Annotated in this window: 24 protein-coding genes, 2 tRNA genes and 1 other RNA gene; 8 read left to right on the plus strand and 19 right to left on the minus strand. The window is 70.4% G+C overall.

All coding sequences use genetic code 11. The features are described from left to right. Positions 1–52: 52 nt before the first annotated feature. From BMZ45_RS09195 to dnaX, 6 genes are all read right to left on the minus strand, one after another. Positions 53–559: a hypothetical protein gene (locus BMZ45_RS09195; RefSeq protein ID WP_139215447.1), complete on the minus strand. Its 507-nt coding sequence runs from the start codon at positions 557–559 to the stop codon at positions 53–55. Between the two features lie 26 nt (positions 560–585). Continuing rightward, positions 586–939 carry a histidine triad nucleotide-binding protein gene (locus BMZ45_RS09200; protein WP_091635387.1) on the minus strand — a complete coding sequence of 118 codons (354 nt, stop codon included), beginning with the start codon at positions 937–939 and terminating at the stop codon, positions 586–588. Positions 940–968: 29 nt separating this feature from the next. Further along, positions 969–1568 carry a recombination mediator RecR gene (recR, locus tag BMZ45_RS09205; RefSeq protein ID WP_091635390.1) on the minus strand — a complete coding sequence of 200 codons (600 nt, stop codon included), beginning with the start codon at positions 1566–1568 and terminating at the stop codon, positions 969–971. Positions 1569–1578: 10 nt separating this feature from the next. Next, positions 1579–1815 carry a hypothetical protein gene (locus BMZ45_RS09210; RefSeq protein WP_056173406.1) on the minus strand — a complete coding sequence of 79 codons (237 nt, stop codon included), beginning with the start codon at positions 1813–1815 and terminating at the stop codon, positions 1579–1581. Positions 1816–1834: 19 nt separating this feature from the next. After that, positions 1835–2155, minus strand: coding sequence for a YbaB/EbfC family nucleoid-associated protein (locus tag BMZ45_RS09215; RefSeq protein WP_056173402.1), 321 nt, complete (start codon positions 2153–2155; stop codon positions 1835–1837). 89 nt (positions 2156–2244) lie between these two features. Next, on the minus strand, positions 2245–4152 hold the full coding sequence (gene dnaX / locus BMZ45_RS09220) for a DNA polymerase III subunit gamma/tau (RefSeq protein ID WP_091635393.1): 1908 nt from the start codon (positions 4150–4152) through the stop codon (positions 2245–2247). A 221-nt stretch (positions 4153–4373) separates the two neighbouring features. On the opposite strand from dnaX, the gene BMZ45_RS09225 reads away from it, so the two are divergent. Together BMZ45_RS09225 and ffs are read left to right on the plus strand one after the other, a co-directional pair. Continuing rightward, a tRNA-Ser gene (locus BMZ45_RS09225) sits at positions 4374–4466 on the plus strand. An 81-nt stretch (positions 4467–4547) separates the two neighbouring features. Continuing rightward, an RNA gene (ffs, locus tag BMZ45_RS09230) (signal recognition particle sRNA small type) lies at positions 4548–4644 on the plus strand. Between the two features lie 296 nt (positions 4645–4940). Here the strand turns inward: ffs and BMZ45_RS09235 are convergent. The 7 genes from BMZ45_RS09235 to BMZ45_RS09265 all read right to left on the minus strand — a co-directional run bounded on the left by BMZ45_RS09235 (position 4941) and on the right by BMZ45_RS09265 (position 9839). Next, positions 4941–5945, minus strand: a complete 1005-nt coding sequence (locus tag BMZ45_RS09235; protein ID WP_254776586.1) for a YVTN family beta-propeller repeat protein — start codon at positions 5943–5945, stop codon at positions 4941–4943. A gap of 95 nt (positions 5946–6040) precedes the next feature. Next, entirely contained in the window at positions 6041–6472 is a 432-nt protein-coding gene (locus BMZ45_RS09240) for a molybdenum cofactor biosynthesis protein MoaE (RefSeq protein WP_091635398.1), read from the minus strand. Between the two features lie 3 nt (positions 6473–6475). Beyond that, positions 6476–6718, minus strand: coding sequence for a MoaD/ThiS family protein (locus BMZ45_RS09245; protein ID WP_091635401.1), 243 nt, complete (start codon positions 6716–6718; stop codon positions 6476–6478). After that, positions 6715–7227: a cyclic pyranopterin monophosphate synthase MoaC gene (gene moaC, locus BMZ45_RS09250; RefSeq protein ID WP_256374550.1), complete on the minus strand. Its 513-nt coding sequence runs from the start codon at positions 7225–7227 to the stop codon at positions 6715–6717. Before moaC ends, BMZ45_RS09245 begins: the two co-directional genes overlap by 4 nt. A 75-nt stretch (positions 7228–7302) precedes the next feature. Then, entirely contained in the window at positions 7303–8325 is a 1023-nt protein-coding gene (gene moaA / locus BMZ45_RS09255; protein WP_254776611.1) for a GTP 3',8-cyclase MoaA, read from the minus strand. A 5-nt stretch (positions 8326–8330) separates the two neighbouring features. Then, positions 8331–9089: an MBL fold metallo-hydrolase gene (locus BMZ45_RS09260; RefSeq protein WP_091635410.1), complete on the minus strand. Its 759-nt coding sequence runs from the start codon at positions 9087–9089 to the stop codon at positions 8331–8333. Continuing rightward, on the minus strand, positions 9090–9839 hold the full coding sequence (locus BMZ45_RS09265) for a 3-deoxy-D-manno-octulosonic acid kinase (protein ID WP_091635413.1): 750 nt from the start codon (positions 9837–9839) through the stop codon (positions 9090–9092). Positions 9840–9861: 22 nt separating this feature from the next. On the opposite strand from BMZ45_RS09265, the gene BMZ45_RS09270 reads away from it, so the two are divergent. Beyond that, on the plus strand, positions 9862–10926 hold the full coding sequence (locus BMZ45_RS09270; RefSeq protein WP_091635416.1) for a glycosyltransferase family 9 protein: 1065 nt from the start codon (positions 9862–9864) through the stop codon (positions 10924–10926). Between the two features lie 245 nt (positions 10927–11171). Here BMZ45_RS09270 and BMZ45_RS09275 read toward each other — a convergent pair whose 3' ends face one another. The 3 genes from BMZ45_RS09275 to BMZ45_RS09285 all read right to left on the minus strand — a co-directional run bounded on the left by BMZ45_RS09275 (position 11172) and on the right by BMZ45_RS09285 (position 13649). After that, positions 11172–12182, minus strand: a complete 1011-nt coding sequence (locus BMZ45_RS09275; RefSeq protein WP_139215448.1) for a hypothetical protein — start codon at positions 12180–12182, stop codon at positions 11172–11174. A 374-nt stretch (positions 12183–12556) separates the two neighbouring features. After that, positions 12557–13225 carry a hypothetical protein gene (locus BMZ45_RS09280; protein ID WP_091635421.1) on the minus strand — a complete coding sequence of 223 codons (669 nt, stop codon included), beginning with the start codon at positions 13223–13225 and terminating at the stop codon, positions 12557–12559. Between the two features lie 13 nt (positions 13226–13238). Beyond that, on the minus strand, positions 13239–13649 hold the full coding sequence (locus BMZ45_RS09285) for a DUF6165 family protein (RefSeq protein ID WP_091635423.1): 411 nt from the start codon (positions 13647–13649) through the stop codon (positions 13239–13241). A gap of 97 nt (positions 13650–13746) precedes the next feature. Between BMZ45_RS09285 and BMZ45_RS09290 the strand changes: the two genes are divergently transcribed. Together BMZ45_RS09290 and BMZ45_RS09295 are read left to right on the plus strand one after the other, a co-directional pair. After that, positions 13747–13837, plus strand: a tRNA-Ser gene (locus BMZ45_RS09290). A 269-nt stretch (positions 13838–14106) separates the two neighbouring features. Further along, positions 14107–14811 (plus strand): PP2C family protein-serine/threonine phosphatase, encoded by a 705-nt coding sequence (locus BMZ45_RS09295; protein ID WP_056173368.1) that lies wholly within the window; start codon positions 14107–14109, stop codon positions 14809–14811. 173 nt (positions 14812–14984) lie between these two features. On the opposite strand, the gene dnaQ is transcribed toward BMZ45_RS09295, so the two are convergent. From dnaQ to BMZ45_RS09310, 3 genes are read right to left on the minus strand one after another with little or no spacing between them, the layout of a single operon-like run. Next, on the minus strand, positions 14985–15704 hold the full coding sequence (dnaQ, locus tag BMZ45_RS09300; RefSeq protein ID WP_091635425.1) for a DNA polymerase III subunit epsilon: 720 nt from the start codon (positions 15702–15704) through the stop codon (positions 14985–14987). A 19-nt stretch (positions 15705–15723) separates the two neighbouring features. Next, positions 15724–16182: a ribonuclease HI gene (rnhA, locus tag BMZ45_RS09305; RefSeq protein ID WP_254776587.1), complete on the minus strand. Its 459-nt coding sequence runs from the start codon at positions 16180–16182 to the stop codon at positions 15724–15726. A gap of 44 nt (positions 16183–16226) precedes the next feature. Continuing rightward, positions 16227–16928 (minus strand): methyltransferase domain-containing protein, encoded by a 702-nt coding sequence (locus tag BMZ45_RS09310; protein ID WP_175489019.1) that lies wholly within the window; start codon positions 16926–16928, stop codon positions 16227–16229. Between the two features lie 124 nt (positions 16929–17052). Here BMZ45_RS09310 and gloB point away from each other — a divergent pair, with 124 nt between their 5' ends. The 3 genes from gloB (at position 17053) to BMZ45_RS09325 (ending at position 19965) form a co-directional block, all read left to right on the plus strand. Next, the gene (gene gloB / locus BMZ45_RS09315; protein ID WP_091635434.1) at positions 17053–17832 is read left to right on the plus strand and encodes a hydroxyacylglutathione hydrolase; all 780 of its coding nucleotides are present in this window, start codon (positions 17053–17055) and stop codon (positions 17830–17832) included. Next, complete coding sequence (locus BMZ45_RS09320; RefSeq protein WP_091635437.1) at positions 17829–19043, plus strand: lytic transglycosylase domain-containing protein; 1215 nt, start codon at positions 17829–17831, stop codon at positions 19041–19043. The genes gloB and BMZ45_RS09320 overlap by 4 nt, the downstream gene beginning before the upstream one ends. 130 nt (positions 19044–19173) lie before the next feature. Further along, the gene (locus BMZ45_RS09325; protein WP_091635440.1) at positions 19174–19965 is read left to right on the plus strand and encodes an enoyl-ACP reductase FabI; all 792 of its coding nucleotides are present in this window, start codon (positions 19174–19176) and stop codon (positions 19963–19965) included. Positions 19966–20112: the final 147 nt, after the last annotated feature.

Here is a 20112-nt window from a genome sequence, read left to right on the forward strand (position 1 = left end):
AATCCCGGCGTGCTCCGACCACCGCGCGAGCGGGTGGCCACGCAACGACGCCTCAGTTCTCCGTCGCCGACGGATCTCGCTTCACCACGTAGTACTTGGCGCCCAACGGCTCGATCCGGCCGCGCAATTGGTTGGCGCGCTCCCAGCCGTCCCCCACGTGGATCAGATGCAGGCCGCTCAAGTCCCGCCCCTTGTCGCGCTGCAACGCAAAATAAATCGCATCCGCGGCCAAGGTGTCGCTGTTGCTGCCGACGGCCACATATACGGTTTTTTCGCGGCTTAGCCGGAACAGACGACTCAGGTCGCGCAAACTCTGCGATCCCGCCAGGTCCGCCGGATTCCTCTCGGCGGCGTGCCCCGTCGAGGCCGGGATATCGACGTAAGCCACTTCCTGATCGGGGAACAGGTTCACCGCGACCCGCTGCCGCTGACGCGCCTCCGGAATCGAACTGGGCGGGGCATAGGCCTCTACCGCCGCCATCGGCAAGCACAAGGCCATGCTCAGCGCGAAGGCGGAAAAGTACGAACGGACATACCTACGGCGTGCTTTCTTGCTCATCTCTTTCACGACTCGGTAAGCGAAGCTCAACGCGGCGTGCCGAAGCGGCCAAGCTGGGCGCCGGCCAGCAGGTGCAGGTGGATCTGGAACACGGTCTGACCGCCGTCGCCGTTGCAGTTCATGACGATGCGGTAGCCATCCTCGGCGAAGCCTTCGCGCTTGGCGTAGGCCGCGGCGGCGTGCGCGAGGCGGCCGACCACGGCGGCCTGGTCGGGCTGCAGCTCGTTGAGGGTGGGCACGTGGGTCTTGGGCACGAACAGCACGTGCACCGGCGCCTGCGGCGCGATGTCGCGGAACGCGATCAGCTCGTCGTCTTCGTAGACGATGTCGGCCGGGATTTCGCGGCGGATGATCTTGCCGAAGATGGTGGGGTCGGTCATGGCGGGTTCCTTCCGGGAAGAGGCGGCGCTCAAGGGCCCATTTCGCTGCGGCTGCCGAAGGCGTGCGACAGGGTGCCGCGGTCGACGTACTCGAGTTCGCCGCCCAGCGGCACGCCGTGCGCGAGTCGGCTGGGCCGCACGCCGTGCTGGCGCGCGAGCTGGGCCAGGTAGTGCGCGGTGGCCTCGCCCTCGACGGTGGGGTTGGTGGCGATGATCAGTTCCTGCACCTCGCCCTCTGCCAGGCGCGCGCCCAGCCCGTCCAGGCCGAGTTCGCGCGGGCCGATGCCGTCGAGCGGACTGAGACGGCCCTGCAGCACGAAGTACAGGCCGCGGTAGCCGGTGGCCTGCTCGATCGCCAGGCGGTCGGCCGGCGATTCCACCGCGCATAGCAGATGAGCGTCGCGCGCGGCGCTGGCGCAGGTGGCGCAGACTTCGGTCTCGCTGAAGTCGCGGCAGCGCGTGCAATGGCCGACCTGTTCGATCGCCGCGGCCAGCGCGTTCGACAGACGCTGGCCGCCGGCGCGCTCGCGTTCGAGCACGTGGTAGGCCATGCGCTGGGCCGATTTCTGGCCCACGCCGGGCAGCACCCGGAAGGCCTCGATCAGTTGCTCCAGCAGCGCGCTGCTCATGCCGGCGAACTCACTCGGACGGCGTGAACGAGGTGCTGCGCGGCGTCGGCTCGCGATTCATCGCGCGCACGACGTTGAGGCAGACGATCGCGCCCAGCAGCGGCAGCAGCCAGACGAAGGCCGACTGCAGGCCCTTCTGGGCGCCGGTCAGGTCCGGCTCGCGCCAGATCGCCCAGGTCGTGTACAGGTCCAGGCCGAGCAGGCCGGAAGCGATCAGGCCGGCGGTGATGCCGAGATGCAGGTTCATGCGGATGCGTTCCAGCGGCTCAGAACGGCATCTTCATGCCGGGCGGAATCGGCATGCCGGCGGTGGCGGCGGACATCTTGGCCTGCGACTCGGCATTGACCTTGTTGACGGCGTCGTTGAACGCGGCCGCGACCAGGTCCTCGGCCATTTCCGGATCGCTGAGCACGCTGGGATCGATGCGCACCTTGCGGCACTCCATGCGGCCGGTGATGGTCACGCTGACCATGCCGCCGCCGGCGTTGCCGGTGACTTCGATCTTGGCCAGTTCTTCCTGGGCGCGCTGCACGTTTTCCTGCATCTTCTGCGCCTGTTGCATGAGTTGGGCGATGTTGCCGCGCATGGTGGTCTACCTGTCTCGTGGTGATGGGGAACGGCGTCGCGCGCGGGCGCGACGCGATGACACTGGAGTAAGGCCGGCCGGGGCCGTCCTCAAGCCTCGTCGAAGGGACGGATCGAATCGGGTACGACGCGCGCGCCGTGCTGCGAGATCAGGCGCTGCACGTCGGGATCGTTCATGAACGCGTCCTCGGCCGAGGCCTGGCGCTGATCGCGCGCGCGCTCGTTGCGCTCGCGCAGCGATTCGCTGGACTGGGCGGATTCGAACCGGATCTGCGGGGCCACGCCCAGGCGCGGCGCCAGGGCGTCGGCGACCATCTGGATCAGGGCCGGCGCGCGCAGGTGATCGTCGTCGGCGGACAGCGACAGGCGCAACGCGCCGTCGGCGTAAGCGATGAAGCCGGCGTGCTCGGCCAGCAAACGGGCCGGACCGCGCAGGCCGCTGCTGGCGACCAGGTCGTGCCAGGCCTCGGCATCGGCGATGCCGGCGCTGCCGCTGCGCGACACAGCCGGCGCGGTGTACGCGGGTGCGGCGTCGCGCGCCGCGACCGGTTCCGGCGGCGCGGGGGGCGGACGGCGCGGCGGCGCGACTGCCTCGGGCGGCTCCGCCCACGGCACGTCGTTGCGTGCAGCCTGCGCACTGGTCGCTTCGGCTCGCGGCGCTTCGATGCGAGGCGCTTCCATTCGGGGCGCTTCTACCGGGGGCGCTTCTACCGGGCGCGCCTCCATTCGGAGCGCTTCGGTGCGCACCGGTTCGGCGCGCGAAGTCGTCGCGGGACGATCGTCGAACGGCGACGGCGGCGGTGCGGCGCGGGTTTGCGGCGCAGCCAGGGCGGCGGCCGCCGCGGCGGCGCCGGAGCCGCGCGCGCTCTCGCCCGCGCCGGAGGCCGCGGGCGCGGCGCCACGTCCGTCTTCGCCAGCGGCGGCGGGACGGAAGGCCAGCATGCGCAGCACGCTCATTTCGAAACCGGCGCGCGCGCTCGGCGCCAGCGGCAGATCGCGACGGCCGTTGAGCGCCATCTGGTACCACAGCTGCACGACCTCGGGACGCAGGCGCGCGGCCAGCGCGTCGACGTCGACGCCGTCGGTCTCCATCGGCGCCTCGGGCACCAGCTGACGCACCTGCACGCGGTGCAGGGCCTCGCTCAAGGTATCCAGCACGCCGCCCCAGTCGGGCGAGAACTCGGCCAGGGCCGCGACCTCGGCCAGCAGCGTGTGGCCGTTGCCATCGGCCAGGGCCTGCAGCAGCGCGCCGACGCGGGTGCGGTCGACCGTGCCCAGCATGGTCGCGACCGCGCCGTCGCTGAGCTGGCCGCCGGTGTAGGCGATGGCCTGGTCCAGCAGCGACAGACCGTCGCGCAGGCTGCCGTCGGCGGCCTTGCTGAGCTGGCGGATCGCGCCGGGCTCGGCGGCGATGCCTTCGGCTTCCAGGATGCGGCCGATCTGGCCCGAGATCTGGGCCTCGTCCAGGCGCTTGAGGTTGAACTGCAGGCAGCGCGACAACACCGTCACCGGCAGCTTCTGCGGGTCGGTGGTCGCGAGCAGGAATTTGACGTGGCCGGGCGGCTCTTCCAGCGTCTTCAACAGGGCGTTGAAGGCCGACTTGGAGAGCATGTGCACTTCGTCGATCAGGTAGACCTTGACCCGTCCGCGGCTGGGCATGTACTGGGCGTTGTCGATCACCTCACGCACGTCGTCGACGCCGGTGTTGCTGGCGGCGTCGATCTCGAGCAGGTCGATGAAGCGGCCGGCGTCGATGTCGCGGCAGGAGTTGCACTCGCCGCAGGGGTCGGCCGAGGTGCCGCGCTCGCAGTTCAGCGACTTGGCGAAGATGCGCGCGATCGTGGTCTTGCCCACGCCGCGAGTGCCGGTGAAGAGGAAGGCGTGGTGGACGCGGCCGGAATCGAGCGCATTGGTCAGCGCGCGGACCACGTGCTCCTGCCCGACCAGTTCGGCGAAACGCTTGGGGCGCCATTTGCGGGCGAGGACGAGGTAGGACATCGGACCCTTTGGTTGCGTGTGCTTGCTTGCGTCGGTACCGCCGCGCGCCGCGGCCCTAGGCCCTGTCGCAGCGGCCGGCGCGGCGCGGGAACGGATCGGTCCATTGTGCCACGGCCGTTCGCGACGACCGCCACCGCAACGCCTCGACTTGTGGACAACCGCCGCGACGGCTAGAATTCTCGGCCCTGAGCCCGACCGGATGTCGCTGTCAGCCCAGGCCCGGAGAGGTGTCCGAGTGGTTGAAGGAGCACGCCTGGAAAGTGTGTAAGCGGCTAAACCCCGCTTCGCGGGTTCGAATCCCGCTCTCTCCGCCAGATTTCCAGCAATGTCGTTCAGATCCTGTCGCCGCGTCATGCGACACGTCTCGCGCCAGATGCGCACGTCCTATGGTGGCCCCGTCGGCCCCTCGCGACGCTAGGTCGAAAATCCCGCCAGGGCCGGAAGGCAGCAACGGTATCGACTGATGCGGGCGCCGAGGTCAGCCGGCGGGGCCGCCACCTTTTCGGGACGGCTTCTTCGGGCGATGCCGAGCGGTTCAGCGCTTTTGCGCGCGGGAACCGTCGCGCCTTAAGCCGTCCCGGAGCCGTCCGTGGCGAGCGGGTCGAACCTGGACCGCGGATTCGCGCGGTGGCGGAAGCAAATCCCCCTCAATCCCCCTTTTCCAAAGGGGGAAGACAAGCGGAGCCGCTCGCGACTGCGATAGCCGTTGGTGGCGAGCCTGTCGAACCATGGACGGCGAGCCCGCGCAGCGCCAAGCACAGGCCCACTTGAGTCAGGCAGCGCAGATGCTAGGGCGCCGTCAGCGCCAGCGCGTCCGGCTCGCGGCCGGTCGTCCAATGCGCGACCACCTTCCAGCGCTTGCGGTCGACCACCACCACTTCGTCGCCGCCGCTGATCGCCACGTACACGCGCGCCCGCTTCGGATCGGCGATCACGCCGATCGGCAGGGCCGCACGCCCGAGCAGGGTGTCGCGGTACTGCGCGCCCTTGCGCGCCAGCGCGACCGTCGCCAACGGCTTGCGGCTGGCGGCGTCGAACACCGCCAGGGTGCCGGCGCGCGCGTTGCTGACCAGGGCCTGGCGGCCGTCGGCGGTGAACGCGACCCGGATCGGGAAACCGGGGCTGGACAGCGTCGCCAGCAGTTGCAGGCTGCGCGCGTCATGCACGGTCACCGTGCCGGCCTCGCGATTGCTGACCCAGACCTCGTCGCTGCCGGGCCGCACCGCGATGCCTTCGGCGCCCGCGCCGGCCGCGACCTCGGCGACCTTGGCGCCGGTCACCAGATCGACCTTGCTGACCGTGCCGCGATCGATCTTGCTCACGTAGGCGGTGTTGCCGTCGGCCGAGACCGCGACCATGTGCCCTCGGCCCTCGCCCATTGGGATTTCCGCCAGCAGCTTGCCGCTGGCGATAGCGATGCGCAGCAGATGCGCGGATTCCTCGGTGGTGACCACTGCCTCGCGCCCATGAGGCAGGAAACGCAGCCCGTGCGGACGGCCGTGCTGCCCCAGATCCAGCACGCGCGGCGCAGCGCCGCCGCGCAGGTCGAGCACGCTCAGCGTATTGCCGGGGCTGGGGCCGCCATAGTTGGCGACCAGTGCGGTGGCGCCGTCGGGGCTGACCACGATCTCGTGCGGCGCTTTGCCGCTGGCGAACTCGCCGAGCTTGCGTCCGTCTTCCAGCGACAAACGCCAGACCGTATCGGCCGATTTGTTGCCGACCAGCAGTTCGGCCGCGTGGGCCGGCAGCGCCGCGCCGAGGGCCAGGGAAAGCAGCAAGCACTGCAGTCGCATCGTCCACCTCTCCGCCATGATCCGAATCTCGTCGCGTTGGGGCAGGAGCGGCGTCGGCTGCGACCGTGCCCTCGCACTTACGACGAACAACGACCCTAGCCCTGCGTCGGGGGCGGCTCCGGATGCAACCAGCCCGCGTCGCCCTCGGCGTAGCGCTCGTGCTTCCAGATCGGCACCCGCGCCTTGGTCTCGTCGATGATGTAGCGGCAGGCGGCGAACGCGGCATCGCGATGGGCGGCGCTGACGCCGACCCAGACCGCGAGTTCGCCCACGCCCAGGTCGCCGACGCGGTGCACGCAGCGCGCCTCGACGATCGCGAAACGCTCCAGCGCCTCGGCCAGGATCTTCTCGCCCTCGCGCTCGGCCAGCAGCGCGTAGCTCTCGTAGCGCAAGCCGAGCACGGCGCGCCCCTGGTGATGGTCGCGCACCCAGCCCTCGAAGCTGGCGTAGGCGCCGGCCTCGTCGCGCATCAGCCATTCGCGCGTGGCGGCCGGGTCGAACGGGGTTTCGGACAGACGAAAGCGCATCGCTCAGCCCCCCGACACCGGCGGAATGAAGGCCACTTCGCTGCCGGCGCGCGGCGCGTCGTCCCAGTGCGCGAACGCGCCGTCGACCGCGACCCGCAGGCGCTCGGCGGGCAGCGCGAAACCGTGGCGCTCGCGCAGCGCCGCGTACAGGCCGCGCAGATCGGCGGCGTCGGTGTCCACGCTCTCGTCGGCGCGACCCGCGGCGTCGCGCAAGCTGGCGAAATACAGCACGGTGAGCCGGTTCATGCCGCGCCCCCGAAGTCGCGCTTGCCGCCGGACTTGGCGAGCAGCTTGGCCGGCCCGATCACGATCCGGTGCGACAAGGCCTTGCACATGTCGTAGACGGTCAGCGCGGCCACGGTGGCGCCGGTCAGGGCCTCCATCTCGACGCCGGTGCGATGGGTGGTGCGCACCCGGCATTCGATGCGCAGGGCGTTCTCGTCCAGCCAGTCGATCGCGATCCGACAGCCGTCGATCGGCAGCGGATGGCAGAACGGAATCAGCTCGGCGGTGCGCTTGACCGCCAGGGTGCCGGCCACGATCGCGGTATCGACGATGCCGCCCTTGGCGCTGCGCAGTCCGCTGGCGCGCAATTGCGCGGCGACCGCGGCCGGAAACCGCACCCGGCACTCCGCTTGCGCCTCGCGCGCGGTCGCGGCCTTGGCGGACACGTCGACCATGGCGGGGCGGCCGTCGGAATCCAGGTGCGTGAGCGCGGAACGCGTGGCGGCGGGCTTGGCTTTGCGGGCTTTCAAACGAGGGGGCTCCGGCAGGTCGGGACGCCTAACGGTATCGGCGGATCGGGCAGCGGCCATGATACGCCGCGCGCTTCAACCGCCGACCAGGAACATCTCCACGTGCCGGCTCGGGCGCGGCGCGTCGGCGGCGCGCAGTTCGCTGTAGCGGTCGGCGCGGCGCGACCACAGCTCGGCCACGCGTTCGGCCAGGCCGAACTCGCCCTGGGCCAGGGTCGGACGCAGGTCGACGCCGTCGGCGGCGAACAAGCAGGTGTAGAGGCGGCCGTCGGCCGAGACGCGCGAGCGGTGGCAGTCGCCGCAGAACGGCGCGCTGATCGAGGACACGAAGCCGACTTCGCCGGCGCCGTCGGCATAGGCGTAGCGCGCCGCGACTTCGCCGCGGTAGTGCGCGTCCAGCGCGCGCAGCGGCCAGCGCTGGTGCAGCCGGTCGCGCAGTTCGGCCGAAGGCACCACGCGCGCGGCGTCCCAGCCGTTGCAGGTGCCCACGTCCATGTACTCGATGTAGCGCAGCACGTGGCCGCTGCCGCGGAAGCGTTCGGCCAGGGGCAGCACCTGATCGTCGTTGACGCCGCGCTGGACCACGCAGTTGAGCTTGATCGAGCCGAAGCCCGCGGCCTGGGCGGCGTCGATGCCGGCCAGTACCTGGGCGACTTCGCCGCGGCCGCCGGACAGGCGCCGGAACAGATCGGCATCCAGCGCGTCCAGGCTGACCGTGAGCCGGCGCAGGCCGGCCTCACGCAGCGCGCGCGCCTGGCGCGCGAGCAGCGAGCCGTTGGTGGTCAGGGCCAGATCGTCGAGGCCGTCGATCGCCGCCAGCCGCGCGATCAGCTCCGGCAGATTCTTGCGCAGCAGCGGCTCGCCGCCGGTCAGGCGCAGCTTGCGCACGCCCACGCGCACGAAGCCGCGCACCAGGGTTTCGATCTCGTCGAAGCTCAGGCGCGAGGCCGCGTCCAGGCCGTAGTCGTCGGGCACGCGCTCGGCCGGCATGCAATAGGGGCAACGGAAGTTGCAGGCCTCGATCACCGACAAACGCAGGTCGCGCAGCGGACGCCCGTAGACATCCTGCGCCCACGGCGTCTGCTTCGGATCCGGCAACGCGCTCACGACGGCGGCACCTGCTCTGCGCTGGATTCGGCTAGGGCGACGCATTCGCCCGGTCTGGCCACACGATACCCCCGTGCGGCCAGGGTGTCGCCCTCGCCGGCGCTGGCGTAGTGGTAGAGCAGGCAGCGCGCCAGCAGTTCGCGCGAATACTCGCGCTCCAGGTCCTCGATGCCGCTGTGCGAGGGGTTGCCGTGCAGAGCGCAGTCGTGGGCGATCAGCTCGCCGGCGTCGGCGTACTTGGCCAGGGCCTCGGGGATCGGCCGGGTGTCGCCGGTCCAGACCACGCTGCCGCGCAGGCGCAGCCCGAAGGCGGTGTCCGGCCAGTGATGGCGGGTGGCGAAGACTTCCAGGCGCACGCCCTCGTGCCAGAACGCGGCGCCGACCGGGATCACCTGGAACGCGTCCCAGAAGTTCACCCCGCCCTCGGCCAGGGCATTGGGATAGTCGCCCACGCGCTGGTGCAGCAGCGGCACCACCGGCGCCGGCACGTACAGCTTGACCCGGCCGCGGCGCTCGCTGTCGAAATAGGTCGAGACGAACAGGCGCTCGAAGCCGGCGACGTGGTCGAGATGGGTGTGGGTGATGAACAAGGCGCGCGGCGCCTGCCCATAGTGGGCGAGATAGGCGGTCAGGCCCTCGCCGCCGCAGTCGATGGTCAGCCAGGGCGCGCCGTCGCGCTCGATGGTCGCCATCGCCGAGCCCAGCTCGACCGCGGACGCGTTGCCGACGCCGTGCAGACGCAGATGCCAGCTCATTCAGTAGCCCTTGTTCCAGGCGCGCTCGTAGGCCGCGCGCAGGCGGCCGTAGTCGCGTTCGACCTCTTCCAGCGAACGCGCGCCGCGCAGTTTCAGCAGCGAGCGCTTGAGCCGGGCGAGATTGCGCTCGCGCCAGCCGGTCGCGGGGATGTGCAGGTGGCCGCGGTCCAGATCGATCACCCAGCCGCGCCCGGTGGGGTCGAACAGCAGGTTGTGGGCGTTGAGATCGGCATGGTCCAAGCCTACGCGATGGCAGCGCGCGATCAGCCGACCGGCCTCTTCCCAGGGCGCACCGTCGCCGGCGACCGCGGCGCGGTCGGCCAGCGAGCGCACGTCGTTGAGGCGTTCCAGCAGGATCGCGGCGTAGTAGTAGAAGCCGTCGCGGCGGTAATAGGCGGCGATAGGACGCGGTACCGGCAGGCCCTTCTCGGCCACCGCGCGGGTCAGGCGGAACTCGGCGAAGCTGCGCGTCTCGTTGGCGCCGCGCCACCAGTAGCGGTCGCGGTTGAAGCGCGCGACCAGGCCGCCGCGCAGGTAACGCCGCAGCAGGCTGGGGCCGAACGGCGCGTCCACGAACCAGGCCCCGCCGCGGCCGCCGCTGTCGACCGGGCGCGCGCGTTCGCCCCAGAAGGCAGGCGAGAACCATTCCGGGCTCGCTTGCCGCACCCGGGTGCGGTCGAACAGAATCGCGCCGTAGCCGCTGTCGTCGCGGAACGGCGTCAATCCTTCGGCGGCGTCGTAGCCCGTCATCCGCCGGAGTCTAACAAGTCACGTGAACAACGCACCCCACTCGATCTGCCTGCTGCGGCTTTCCGCCCTGGGCGACGTGACCCATGTGGTTCCGCTGGTGCGCACCCTGCGCGAGGCCTGGCCGCGGCTGGAGCTGACCTGGGTGATCGGCAAGGGCGAGCGCCGCCTGCTCGACGGCCTGGAAAACGTGAGCTTCGTCGAATACGACAAGAAGACCGGCCTGGCCGGCATGCGCGCGCTGGGCCGAGAGCTGCGCGAGCGCCTGGGCGAGCGGCGGCGCTACGACGCCCTGCTGCAGATGCAGGTGGCCGCGCGCGCGAACCTGCTGTCGGCCTTCGTGCCGGCGCGGCGCCGGATCGGCTACGACCGCTCGCGCGCCAAGGACCTGCACGGCCTGTTCGTCAACGAACGCATCCCCGACCGCCCCGGCATCCACGTGCTGGACGCGATCGGCAGCTTCTGCGAGCCGCTGGGCCTGCGCCAGACCCAGGTGCGCTGGGACCTGCCGGTGCCGACGGAGGCCTACGAGTGGGCGCGCGCGCAATGGCCGGACGACGGCCGCCCGACCCTGCTGATCTCGCCCTGCTCCAGCCATGCCCTGCGCAACTGGCGCAGCGACCGTTATGCCGCGGTCGCCGATCACGCGACCACGCGCGGTTGGCGGGTGGTGCTGTGCGGCGGCCGCAGCGAGCTGGAGCGCCGCACCGCCGACGAAATCCTGGCCGCGATGAGCGCGCCGGCGCTGGACCTGGTCGGCAAGGACACGCTCAAGCAATTGCCGGCCCTGCTCGCGCGCGGCCAGTTGCTGATGACGCCCGACTCCGGCCCCATGCACATCGCCAACGCCATGGGCACCAAGGTGCTGGGCCTGCACGCGGCCAGCAACCCGGCCCGCAGCGGCCCCTACAGCGACCGCCGCTATTGCGCCGACCGCTACGACGACGCGGCGCGCAAGTACCTCGGCAAGCCTGCGAGCGAACTCAAGTGGGGGACCAAGATCGAGCATGACGGGGTCATGGATCTGATCTCGGTGGAGGATGGGGTCGCGGCGTTCGAACGTTATGTCGCCGATCATTCGGCGGGCTGAGACCGCGGCACAGAAGCCGCAGTTTCGCTACGAATGACGCGAGTCGGCCTGAGCGATGGCGTGGGCTGCATCCACTCGGCTTCGCTGTGATGGATGTGCGGGCGCGTTTAGCCGCGCGCTGCTGCGTTCCCATCGCACTGGCTTGCGAATATGCATCGGCTCGATCTGCGCAGCCCAAGCAGCACCGCGGCCGCGGCGCCCTCACCCCTCTCCCGCGAGCGGGAGAGGGGCTTGAAACTAGCGACTTATTTGACGCGCGACAGCCCGCGCCAGGTGTTGTTGCCGCCGCCCATCACCGCGTCGGGCGAGCCGATCCAGAAGTTGAGGTTCAGGAAATCCTCGTCGTCCTGGTAGACGTAGCCGTTGGCCAGCGCATAGGGCCACGGCAGGTTGGTCGGCGAGAACACGCCGTAGCCGAAGCCCAAGGTCGGGAACGAGGACATCAGCGGCGTCGGCGTGCCGCCGTCGTACTGGCAGGTGTAGGTCCACCAGTTGCCGCCCAGGTTGAAGCTGGGGAACACGCCGCCGCTGGACCAGTTGGCGTTGGCCCAATCCTCGTTGTCGTGACGGCGCAGCACGCGGCGCGAACCCGGCGGACAGAACATGCCCAGGTTCTGCACCGCGTAGTCGTACTGGTTGCCCCAGTTGGCCAGCGGCTTGAACGCGAACGACGCGTCCCAGCTCAGGCGACAGAAGCGCCAGGTGGTGTTGCTGTTGGACACGGTCGCGCCGATCCAGCCCCAACGCGAATTGGCGTTGCGGCGGTCTTCGTCGTCCATGTGCATCTGCACCAGCACGTGCGGCGACGGGCACGAGGCCTTATCGGGAATCACGCCGACGCTGTAGAGCAGATTGAACAGCCAGTCGAACCAGCCGTAGCGGCCGACCTTGGCCGCCGCGCGCTCGACGCTCATGGCGACGAAGCCGGAACGCGCCTGCGCCGACTGCCCTTCCTTGGCCGGCTCGCAGGGACCGTCGAAGCCCAGGGCGCGGCAATAGATCAGCGCGGCCTTCTCGCCTTCCTCGGCCATGAAGCGCTCGGGATCGACCTTGGAGGTGTCCGGATAGCGCTTGTCGAGGTCCTCGACGTAGGCCAGATGCTGCTTCACCGCCTCGGGCACCGGCGGTTCGTTGCGCTTGAACTCCTGCTCCTCCTTGGGCGTTTCCTCCTCGGATTGATCGGCCATCGCCACCAGCGGCGACAAGGCCAACAGCACCGTCATGCACAGCGTCCCTATCACGTGTTCCTTTTTCACGTTGTTGCTCCTTGAGTCGTCCATCCATTGATCGATCGGGCCGGTCCGTGGGCGAGAGGCCATCCAGACCTGCCCGCTGTCGCGCCGCGCGGTCCACGCGCGAGGCGCGGGCCGGGTCGGAGCGCGGCCACCCTAGCGGCAGTGGCTGGCGAAAAATGGGCTGCGGTTCCGCGCCCCGGCCAATCCGGTTGGCCGGCCCGGCGTGTGCAGGCCTGTGGCGGCAGGCCGGCGGCGCGCGGCGCTACCGATGGCGGGCAGGCTGACGAGACTCGCGCTCGCCGGGGCACTCTGGGTTGCGCCCGGTGCGCGAGATCCAGCGCGTTCTGGCGCCGCGAGCCAACCCGCAGTTGCCTGGGGCCGCCGACGCGCGGCGATCAGTCGTTCGCGACCACCTGCAGACGTCGCCAGATCGACAACTGGGTGCGCTGGCGCCGGCGTTCGCGGTACACCGCCGCGACCAGGGTCAAACCGATCGCGAACGCGCCGATACCGACCTGGCTGGCGCTCCAATAGCGGTAACCGCCGCGCGCGGCGTCGATCGCGACGAACACCAAGGCCGCGGCGGCCGCGTTGCAGGCCAGGCTGCACAGCACCTTCATGCGATTCAGCGCCTGCCGCGAGGACGGGTCGACCGCCTCCAGGTATTCGCGCATGCGCCGGTCGACGTCGTGGAACACCGAGGTCGACATATGCGCGGCGTCGGGCAGGCTCAGGCCCTCGTCGCGCTGCAGGCGCTGGGCCAGGAACGCGATCGCCGGCGTCCAGGCCTGGCGCAGCCGCGGCCAGACGATGGCCTGGGCGAAGGCGTAAACCAGGCGCCCGAGCGGGCTCAGGGCCAGGCCCAGCACGTAGGCGCCGGCGAACCAGGTCGGCAGGGTCAGTTCCGGCGCCTGCGCGCGCAGCAGGCGCAGGCCGTCCGGGTAACGCAGGGCCAGCGCGGTCAGCAGCAGGCCGCCCGGGCATAGCCAGGCCAGCAGATCGTCGTAGAGCCAGGCGCCGGCGGCGCGTGGCCCGGGCTCGCGCCCCTGCGGGGAGGTCGGCATGCGCCGGACCGGCTCAGGGCGCGGCGGCGCCGCTCTTGTAGTCCTGGTAGGACTTTTCCTCGACGTAGCTGGAACCCAGCGCGAGGTTGATGTCCTTCTTGATCCGGGCGCGCTCGTCGTTCTCGAAATAGACGCTGCGCGCCAGACGCACGAACTCGGCGTCGAAGGCCTGGGCCTTTTCCTTGATGCGGATGTCGTCCTCGATCACCCACAGGCGCTCGTTCACGGCCTTGAGCTCGGCGCGCAGGCGCACGATGTCGTGGCCGGCGGCCGGATGGGCCATCCAGGTCTGTTCCAGGGCCGACAGCTCGTTGCGCACGTTGGCCAGCTTGGCCGGGTCGCTCATGCGCTCGGACTTGATCTGCAGGATGGCGATCTTGTCCAGCAATTCGCCGAAGGACACCGGAACCAGGATTTCGGACATGGCAGCGTTTCGTTCAGGGGGACCACAGTGTAGCCGGCCGGACGCATGCCTTGTCGGAAGGCTCCGCGACCCGTATCATTCCCGGCTCACTGCACCCGGAGAGGTGGCAGAGTGGTTGAATGTACCTGACTCGAAATCAGGCGTACGTTTATAGCGTACCGAGGGTTCGAATCCCTCCCTCTCCGCCAGATTATGCAAAGCGGGCCCGACCGGGCCCGCTTTTTTGTTGGCCGCGGCCCCGCCAGCGGCGCCGGATCGTGCGGGAATCGCGCCGAACCGTGTCGCAGGGCAGGTTTTTTACGCGATGATGCGCGGCCCCGGTCATGTTTCGTTACTGCAACACCGGGCAAGGTCGTGAGGGGGACGCGACCGCCGCTTGCTGCACGGCCGCTACGCCCCGATGATTCCGTTTACTACCCGAAGAGCCTCCGACAAACGCGACCGGCATGATCGACTCATGATCGAATTCGGACACCTGACGCATGTCGGCCTGCGCCGCGAGCTCAATGAAGACACCTATTACGGTGACAGCGAACTGGGCCTGTGGCTGGTCGCTGACGGAATGGGCGGACATGAGTACGGCGAGGTCGCCAGCGCGCTGGCGCGCGAAGCCATCGTGCGCGAAGTCCGCGACGGCACGCCGCTGGCTCAGGCCATCCGGATCGCCGACGAGGAGATCATCCGCACCTCGCGCCGCCGCAACGACGCCCTGCCCATGGGCACCACGGTGGTCGCCGCGCGCGTCAACGGCAACCGATTCGAGGTTGCCTGGGTGGGCGACAGCCGGGTCTACCTGTGGCGCGACGGCCAGTTGGCCCAGCTCTCGCAGGACCACAGCTACGTCCAGGAACTGATCGCCAACGGCGCGATCACCCACGAGCAGGCGCGCAGCCACCCGCACCGCAACGTGGTGACCCAGGCCCTGGGCGTGACCGACCCGCGCAATCTGAACGTCGAGACCATGACCGGCGAGCTCCGTCCCGGCATGCAGCTGCTGTTGTGCAGCGATGGGCTGACCGAGGAAGTCGACGACCGCAGCATCGCGCGCGTGCTCGCGCACAACGATTGCAGCGCGCAGGAATGCGTGGACAGCCTGGTCGCGGCCGCGCTCGACGGCGGCGGCTCGGACAACGTCACGGTGATTCTGGTCCGCAGCCACTAGGCCGCGCGGATGGCGATGGTGCGCTGGTCACCGCACGCTGCGCCCGACGGTTTCATCCCCACCCCACTCGCGCGCCTCACCCGTAGGACGTGAGCCGCAGGCGAACCGCATCGTCGCGTCGTAGCCCGAACCACGATGGTGCGGTTGCCACCGCACCCTAGCGAAGGCCGCCCTTATGTCGCCGCCGACGCCTCCATCGCGTCCCACAAACACTTGCCCGCCTTCTTGCGCAGCTTCTCCAGGCGCGCCTCGTGCGCGGCGCGTTCCTCGCTGCTGATCTGCACGCGCGGGCGCGGCGCGCTGGCGTCCAGATCGAACACCGCCGCCGCGGACTGGCCGCCGCCGTCCTCGCCCTGGCCGAAGCCCAGATCGCTCTGGCCCGAGGTCAGGCCGATGTAAACCTCGGCCAGCAACTGGGCGTCGAGCAGCGCGCCGTGCAACTGGCGGTGCGCGTTGTCCACGCCCAGGCGCTTGCACAGCGCGTCCAGCGAATTGCGTTGGCCCGGGAAGCGCTGGCGCGCCAGCAGCAGCGAGTCCTCGATGGTGGCGCGATCGCCGAGCTTGCCGTACTGCGGCCCCGCCAGCGCCAGTTCGTTGTCGAGGAAGCCGACGTCGAAGGCCGCGTTGTGGATGACCAGCTCGGCGCCGTCGATGAAGGCCAGGAATTCGTCGACGATGGTTTCGAACTTCGGCTTGTCGGCCAGGAATTCCAAGGTCAGGCCGGTGACTTCCTGCGCCCCGGGTTCGAATTCGCGCTCGGGGTTCAAATACGTGTGGAAGGTCCGGCCGGTCGGGCGACGCTCGACGAACTCGACGCAGCCGATTTCGACCACGCGGTTGCCGCGCTCCCAGCTCAGGCCGGTGGTTTCGGTATCCAGAATGACTTGGCGCATGGCTCGATTCTCGCCCAACTCAGCGCGCGACGCTGCGGTAGCGCTGCGCCTGCGTGCGCGCCAGCACATCGACGCGCTCGTTGTCGGGGTCGCCGGAATGGCCCTTGACCCACTTCCACTCGACCTTGTGGCGCAGGTTGGCCTGGTGCAGGCGCTCCCACAGGTCGCGATTCTTCACCGCGTCGCCGCCGGCGGTCTTCCAGCCGCGCCGCACCCAGTTGCCCATCCACTCGGTGATGCCCTTGCGCACGTACTGCGAGTCGGTGTGCAGGGTCGCCACGCAGGGTTCGGTCAGCGCTTCCAGGGCCATGATCGCGCCCATCAGCTCCATGCGGTTGTTGGTGGTGTCGGGCTCGCCGCCGGACAGCTCGCGCTCGCGGCCCTTGTAGCGCAGCAGCGCGGCCCAGCCGCCGGGCCCGGGGTTGCCCAGGCAGGCGCCGTCGGTGTGGATGTCGACGGTCTTGGTGTCGGTCGCCAATGCGTGATCTTGCAAAGCCTGCGGTCCTGTCTGAGGGCCGCGCATTATCGCCGCTGCGACGCCGAACGGCGCGCATTCGTGCCGGCCAGGGCGCCGCCGGCCTGCCAGCGCAAATTGCGCAGCCGCGCCGGCGGGATCAGAGCGTGCACGCGCTTGGACACGGTCAGGCCGATGCCGGCGCGCAAACGATCGGCCGCGCCGATCCCGACCGCGCCGTGCGCGGGCCGCCACAGCGGCCCCAGCCATTGCAGGCTCACCGAATCGGCGGCGAAGCCGGCGCCGCGCAGCATCGATTGCCAGGCGCCGGTGTTGTAGGCGTGCAGGCCCGAACGCGCCCAACGCGCGCGGTAGGGGCTCCAGGGGTTGAGCGCGGCCAGCCACAGGGTGCCGCCGGGCGCGAGCACGCGCGCGCACTCGTCCAGCAGCGGCATCGGGTCGATGCCGTCGTCCAGCACGTGCTGCAGCAGCACCGCGCCCAGCGCCTCGCTGGCCAGCGGCAGCGGCAGCACGCTGCGGAAGGCGCCGTCGAAGCCCAGGCCCTGGCGGCGCAGGCGCACCCCGCGCGTGCTGGTGCCGCCCGGCGGCGAGGTCGCGTCCACGCCGATCCAGGCCCAGGGCATGGCCTGGCAGCCGGCCAGCACCCGCGCCATCGCCGCGGACTCGACGTCGAGCAGGCCCTGGCCGGCGACCCCACCGAACCAGGCGAGGGCGGCATTGGGTTGACGGCCGGTGGACAGGGCGGGCATGGTCGCCATTCTGTCGGAACATCCCGTTGAAAGCGCGGTCCCTACGCAGGCCCGGCAACGCGGCCCCCATTCAGCGGCATGTTCAGCGGGGCCCGCCGCGGCCGGCCGCCCAGGAGCTCAACGAATGCGATTGCTGGCGCTGCCCGCCCTCAACGACAACTACATCTGGGCCCTGTCGGCCGACGACGAGTCGGCGCTGATCGTCGATCCCGGCGATGCCGCGCCGGTGCTGGGCGCGGCCGTGCACGGCCTGCGCCCGACCGGGATCCTGCTGACCCACCACCACAACGACCATATCGGCGGGGTCGAGGCCATCCTCGCCCACTGGCCGGGCATCCCGGTGTTCGCGCCCGACGACGACCGCATCGGCGCGGCCACCGCGCGCGTCGGCGACGGCGTGCGCCTGCATCTGGGCGGCTGGAGCGCGCGCGTGCTCGCCGTGCCCGGCCATACCCTCAGCCACATCGCCTATCACCTGGAGGACGTGGGCGGCCACGGCCTGCTGTTCAGCGGCGACACCCTCTTCAGCCTCGGCTGCGGCCGCCTGTTCGAAGGCACGCCGGCGCAGATGCACACCTCGCTGTCGCGCCTGGCCGCCCTGCCCGGCGACACCCGCCTGTGCTGCGGCCACGAATACACCCTGTCCAACGCCGCCTTCGCGCGCGCGGTGGAACCGTCCAACCCGGCGCTGCTGCGCCGCATCGAGGAAGCCCAGGCCATGCGTAACGCCGGACGTCCGACCCTGCCCAGCACCCTGGCCGACGAAGTCGCGGCCAATCCCTTCCTGCGCGTGCATCAACCCGCCGTGCGCGCGGCCGTGGCCCGGCGCCTGCGCCGCGACCCCCAGGACGACATCGACACCTTCGCCGAATTGCGGCGCTGGAAAGACGGGTTCCAGGCATGAGCCGGGCCCGCAACGCCGGCCGCCTCGCCGCGGCCGCGCTGATGCTGGCGGCGGGCTGGAGCGCGCCCGCATTCGCCCAGGCACCGGCCAAGGAAGCCGCGACCGCAGCGGCCGAGCCCGCGCCGCAAGCCGCGATCCCCGGCCCCACTCGCAACGGCCGCGAGATCTACCAGCGCTTCCGCGAAGGCCTGGCCGATCCCAGCTGCGAAGCCGGCGCCAGCACGCGCTGGCGCCAGCACTTCGCCACCGCGCCCAAGCGCCTGGCCGCCAGCAACGACGACACCCTGCCCTTGTTCGGCTACGTGGTCGACGCGCTGCGCGAAGCGCATCTGCCCACCGAGTACGCGCTGATCCCCTTCGTTGAAAGCGGCTACAAGCCGGGCGCGCGCAGCGCCGCCGGTCCGGCTGGGCTGTGGCAGATGATCGCGATCACCGCGCGCAATCACCGCGTGCCGATCCGCGCCGGCTACGACGGCCGCTTGTCGCCGGTGGATTCGACCCAGGCCGCGGTGCGTTATCTGAAAACCCTGCACGGCATGTTCGCTGGCGACTGGCGTCTGACCGTGATGGCCTACAACGCCGGCGAGTACCGCATCCTGGGCGCCCTCAAGCGCAGCGGCCAGGTCGCGCGCGACGCCAAGCCCGAACAACTCGTCGGCCTGTCCGACATCACCCAGGCCTACGTGCGCAAACTGCATGCGCTGTCCTGCCTGATGGAACAGGCCGACGATCGCGAGGAATGGCTGCGCGCGCTGGACCGCCCGGTGCCGCGCCTGCAGGCGGTGACCGTGCCCGACGACGTCGCCGACATCGCCGCCTGGGCGCGCCGCAGCGGCCAGGACGCGGCCCAGCTGCAACGCCTCAATCCGGTCTTCGCCGGCGGCCGCATCGGCCAGGCCGGCGGCGCGCGCGCGCCGCTGCTGGCGGTGCCGGCCAGCGCGATCGGCGGCGTCGACGCCGACCAGGCGCAAGCCACCCGCACCGCCGCCGTGCCGGCCAGCGCGCCGGAGCAGACGCCCGCCGCCGAGACCGCCCCAGCCGGCGAGCCGCGCCGCCACACCGTCGCGCGCGGCGACAACGCCTGGACCATCGCGCGCCGCTACGGCATCCGCGTGGCCGACCTGATGCAACGCAACGGCCTGGGCGCCAATGCCGTGCTCAAGCCCGGCCAGGCCCTGCTGATCGACGCACCCGGGGCGAGCGCGCCGTGAGGCACCGTACCGGATCGTCCGTCGCCGTCGCGCGGGTACACTAGAGTCTTTGCTCGACCGCGCACCGGTCGGGCGGTTCCGAAGCGCGGCCCACGACGGCCGCGTCCACCGCAAGTTTTAGGGAGTGCACATGGGTTTCCTGCAAGGTAAGCGCGCATTGATCACCGGCATCGCCAGCGAGCGTTCGATCGCCAGCGGCATCGCCGAGGCCATGCACCGCGAAGGCGCGCAACTGGCGTTCACCTACCAGAACGAGAAGCTCAAGAGCCGCGTGGAGAAGGCCGCCGCCGAATACGGCAGCAACATCGTGATTCCGCTCGACGTCACCAGCGACGAGCAGATCGCGGCCTGCTTCGCCGAACTCGGTCAGCACTGGGACGGCTTCGACATCCTGGTCCACGCGATCGCCTACGCGCCGCGCGAAGCCATCGCCGGCCAGTTCCTCGACGGCCTCACCCGCGAGAACTTCGGCATCGCCCACGACATCTCGGCCTATTCGCTGGCCGCGATGGCCAAGGCCGCGCGCCCGCAGATGCAGGGCCGCAACGGTTCGATCCTGACCCTGAGCTACCTCGGCGCCGAACGCGCGCTGGCCGGCTACAACGTGATGGGCGTGGCCAAGGCCAGCCTGGAAGCGACCGTGCGCTACCTGGCCTACAACCTCGGCCCGGAAGGCACCCGCGTCAACGCGATCTCGGCCGGCCCGATCAAGACCCTGGCCGCGGCCGGCATCGCCGGCTTCCGCAAGATCCTAGGCCATGTCGAGGAGAACGCGCCGATGCGCCGCACGGTCACGATCGAACAGGTCGGCAACGTCGCCGCCTTCCTGTGCTCGGACCTGGCCTCGGGCGTGACCGGCGAGATCACCTATGTCGACTCGGGGTACAACATCCTGGGCATGACGGGGATCGAGAGCGAGTGAGTGGGAGCTGCGCTTAGGTGCGCGAGCGACAAGACCAGAAAAGCCCGGCGCGATGCCGGGCTTTTTCTTTGCGCCAACCCAACCGCAAGCGCTGCCCTCATCCGCCCTTCGGGCACCTTCTCCCGCGGGCGGGAGAAGGGATAGCGA

Source organism: Lysobacter sp. cf310 (genome assembly GCF_900114355.1).
In the GTDB taxonomy this organism is placed as follows: Bacteria; Pseudomonadota; Gammaproteobacteria; order Xanthomonadales; family Xanthomonadaceae; genus Lysobacter.

What these genes read in the sequence shown, in the direction of transcription:
- BMZ45_RS09235 (WP_254776586.1), bottom strand. Translation starts at nt 5,945, where the DNA reads ATGCGACTGCAGTGCTTGCTGCTTTCCCTGGCCCTCGGCGCGGCGCTG.
- BMZ45_RS09310 (WP_175489019.1), bottom strand. Translation starts at nt 16,928, where the DNA reads ATGCCCGCCCTGTCCACCGGCCGTCAACCCAATGCCGCCCTCGCCTGG.
- BMZ45_RS09200 (WP_091635387.1), bottom strand. Translation starts at nt 939, where the DNA reads ATGACCGACCCCACCATCTTCGGCAAGATCATCCGCCGCGAAATCCCG.
- BMZ45_RS09215 (WP_056173402.1), bottom strand. Translation starts at nt 2,155, where the DNA reads ATGCGCGGCAACATCGCCCAACTCATGCAACAGGCGCAGAAGATGCAG.
- BMZ45_RS09285 (WP_091635423.1), bottom strand. Translation starts at nt 13,649, where the DNA reads ATGTCCGAAATCCTGGTTCCGGTGTCCTTCGGCGAATTGCTGGACAAG.
- gloB (WP_091635434.1), top strand. Translation starts at nt 17,053, where the DNA reads ATGCGATTGCTGGCGCTGCCCGCCCTCAACGACAACTACATCTGGGCC.
- BMZ45_RS09240 (WP_091635398.1), bottom strand. Translation starts at nt 6,472, where the DNA reads ATGCGCTTTCGTCTGTCCGAAACCCCGTTCGACCCGGCCGCCACGCGC.
- BMZ45_RS09295 (WP_056173368.1), top strand. Translation starts at nt 14,107, where the DNA reads ATGATCGAATTCGGACACCTGACGCATGTCGGCCTGCGCCGCGAGCTC.
- BMZ45_RS09245 (WP_091635401.1), bottom strand. Translation starts at nt 6,718, where the DNA reads ATGAACCGGCTCACCGTGCTGTATTTCGCCAGCTTGCGCGACGCCGCG.
- dnaX (WP_091635393.1), bottom strand. Translation starts at nt 4,152, where the DNA reads ATGTCCTACCTCGTCCTCGCCCGCAAATGGCGCCCCAAGCGTTTCGCC.
- BMZ45_RS09210 (WP_056173406.1), bottom strand. Translation starts at nt 1,815, where the DNA reads ATGAACCTGCATCTCGGCATCACCGCCGGCCTGATCGCTTCCGGCCTG.
- dnaQ (WP_091635425.1), bottom strand. Translation starts at nt 15,704, where the DNA reads ATGCGCCAAGTCATTCTGGATACCGAAACCACCGGCCTGAGCTGGGAG.
- BMZ45_RS09320 (WP_091635437.1), top strand. Translation starts at nt 17,829, where the DNA reads ATGAGCCGGGCCCGCAACGCCGGCCGCCTCGCCGCGGCCGCGCTGATG.
- BMZ45_RS09195 (WP_139215447.1), bottom strand. Translation starts at nt 559, where the DNA reads ATGAGCAAGAAAGCACGCCGTAGGTATGTCCGTTCGTACTTTTCCGCC.
- recR (WP_091635390.1), bottom strand. Translation starts at nt 1,568, where the DNA reads ATGAGCAGCGCGCTGCTGGAGCAACTGATCGAGGCCTTCCGGGTGCTG.
- BMZ45_RS09325 (WP_091635440.1), top strand. Translation starts at nt 19,174, where the DNA reads ATGGGTTTCCTGCAAGGTAAGCGCGCATTGATCACCGGCATCGCCAGC.
- BMZ45_RS09265 (WP_091635413.1), bottom strand. Translation starts at nt 9,839, where the DNA reads ATGACGGGCTACGACGCCGCCGAAGGATTGACGCCGTTCCGCGACGAC.
- BMZ45_RS09280 (WP_091635421.1), bottom strand. Translation starts at nt 13,225, where the DNA reads ATGCCGACCTCCCCGCAGGGGCGCGAGCCCGGGCCACGCGCCGCCGGC.
- BMZ45_RS09260 (WP_091635410.1), bottom strand. Translation starts at nt 9,089, where the DNA reads ATGAGCTGGCATCTGCGTCTGCACGGCGTCGGCAACGCGTCCGCGGTC.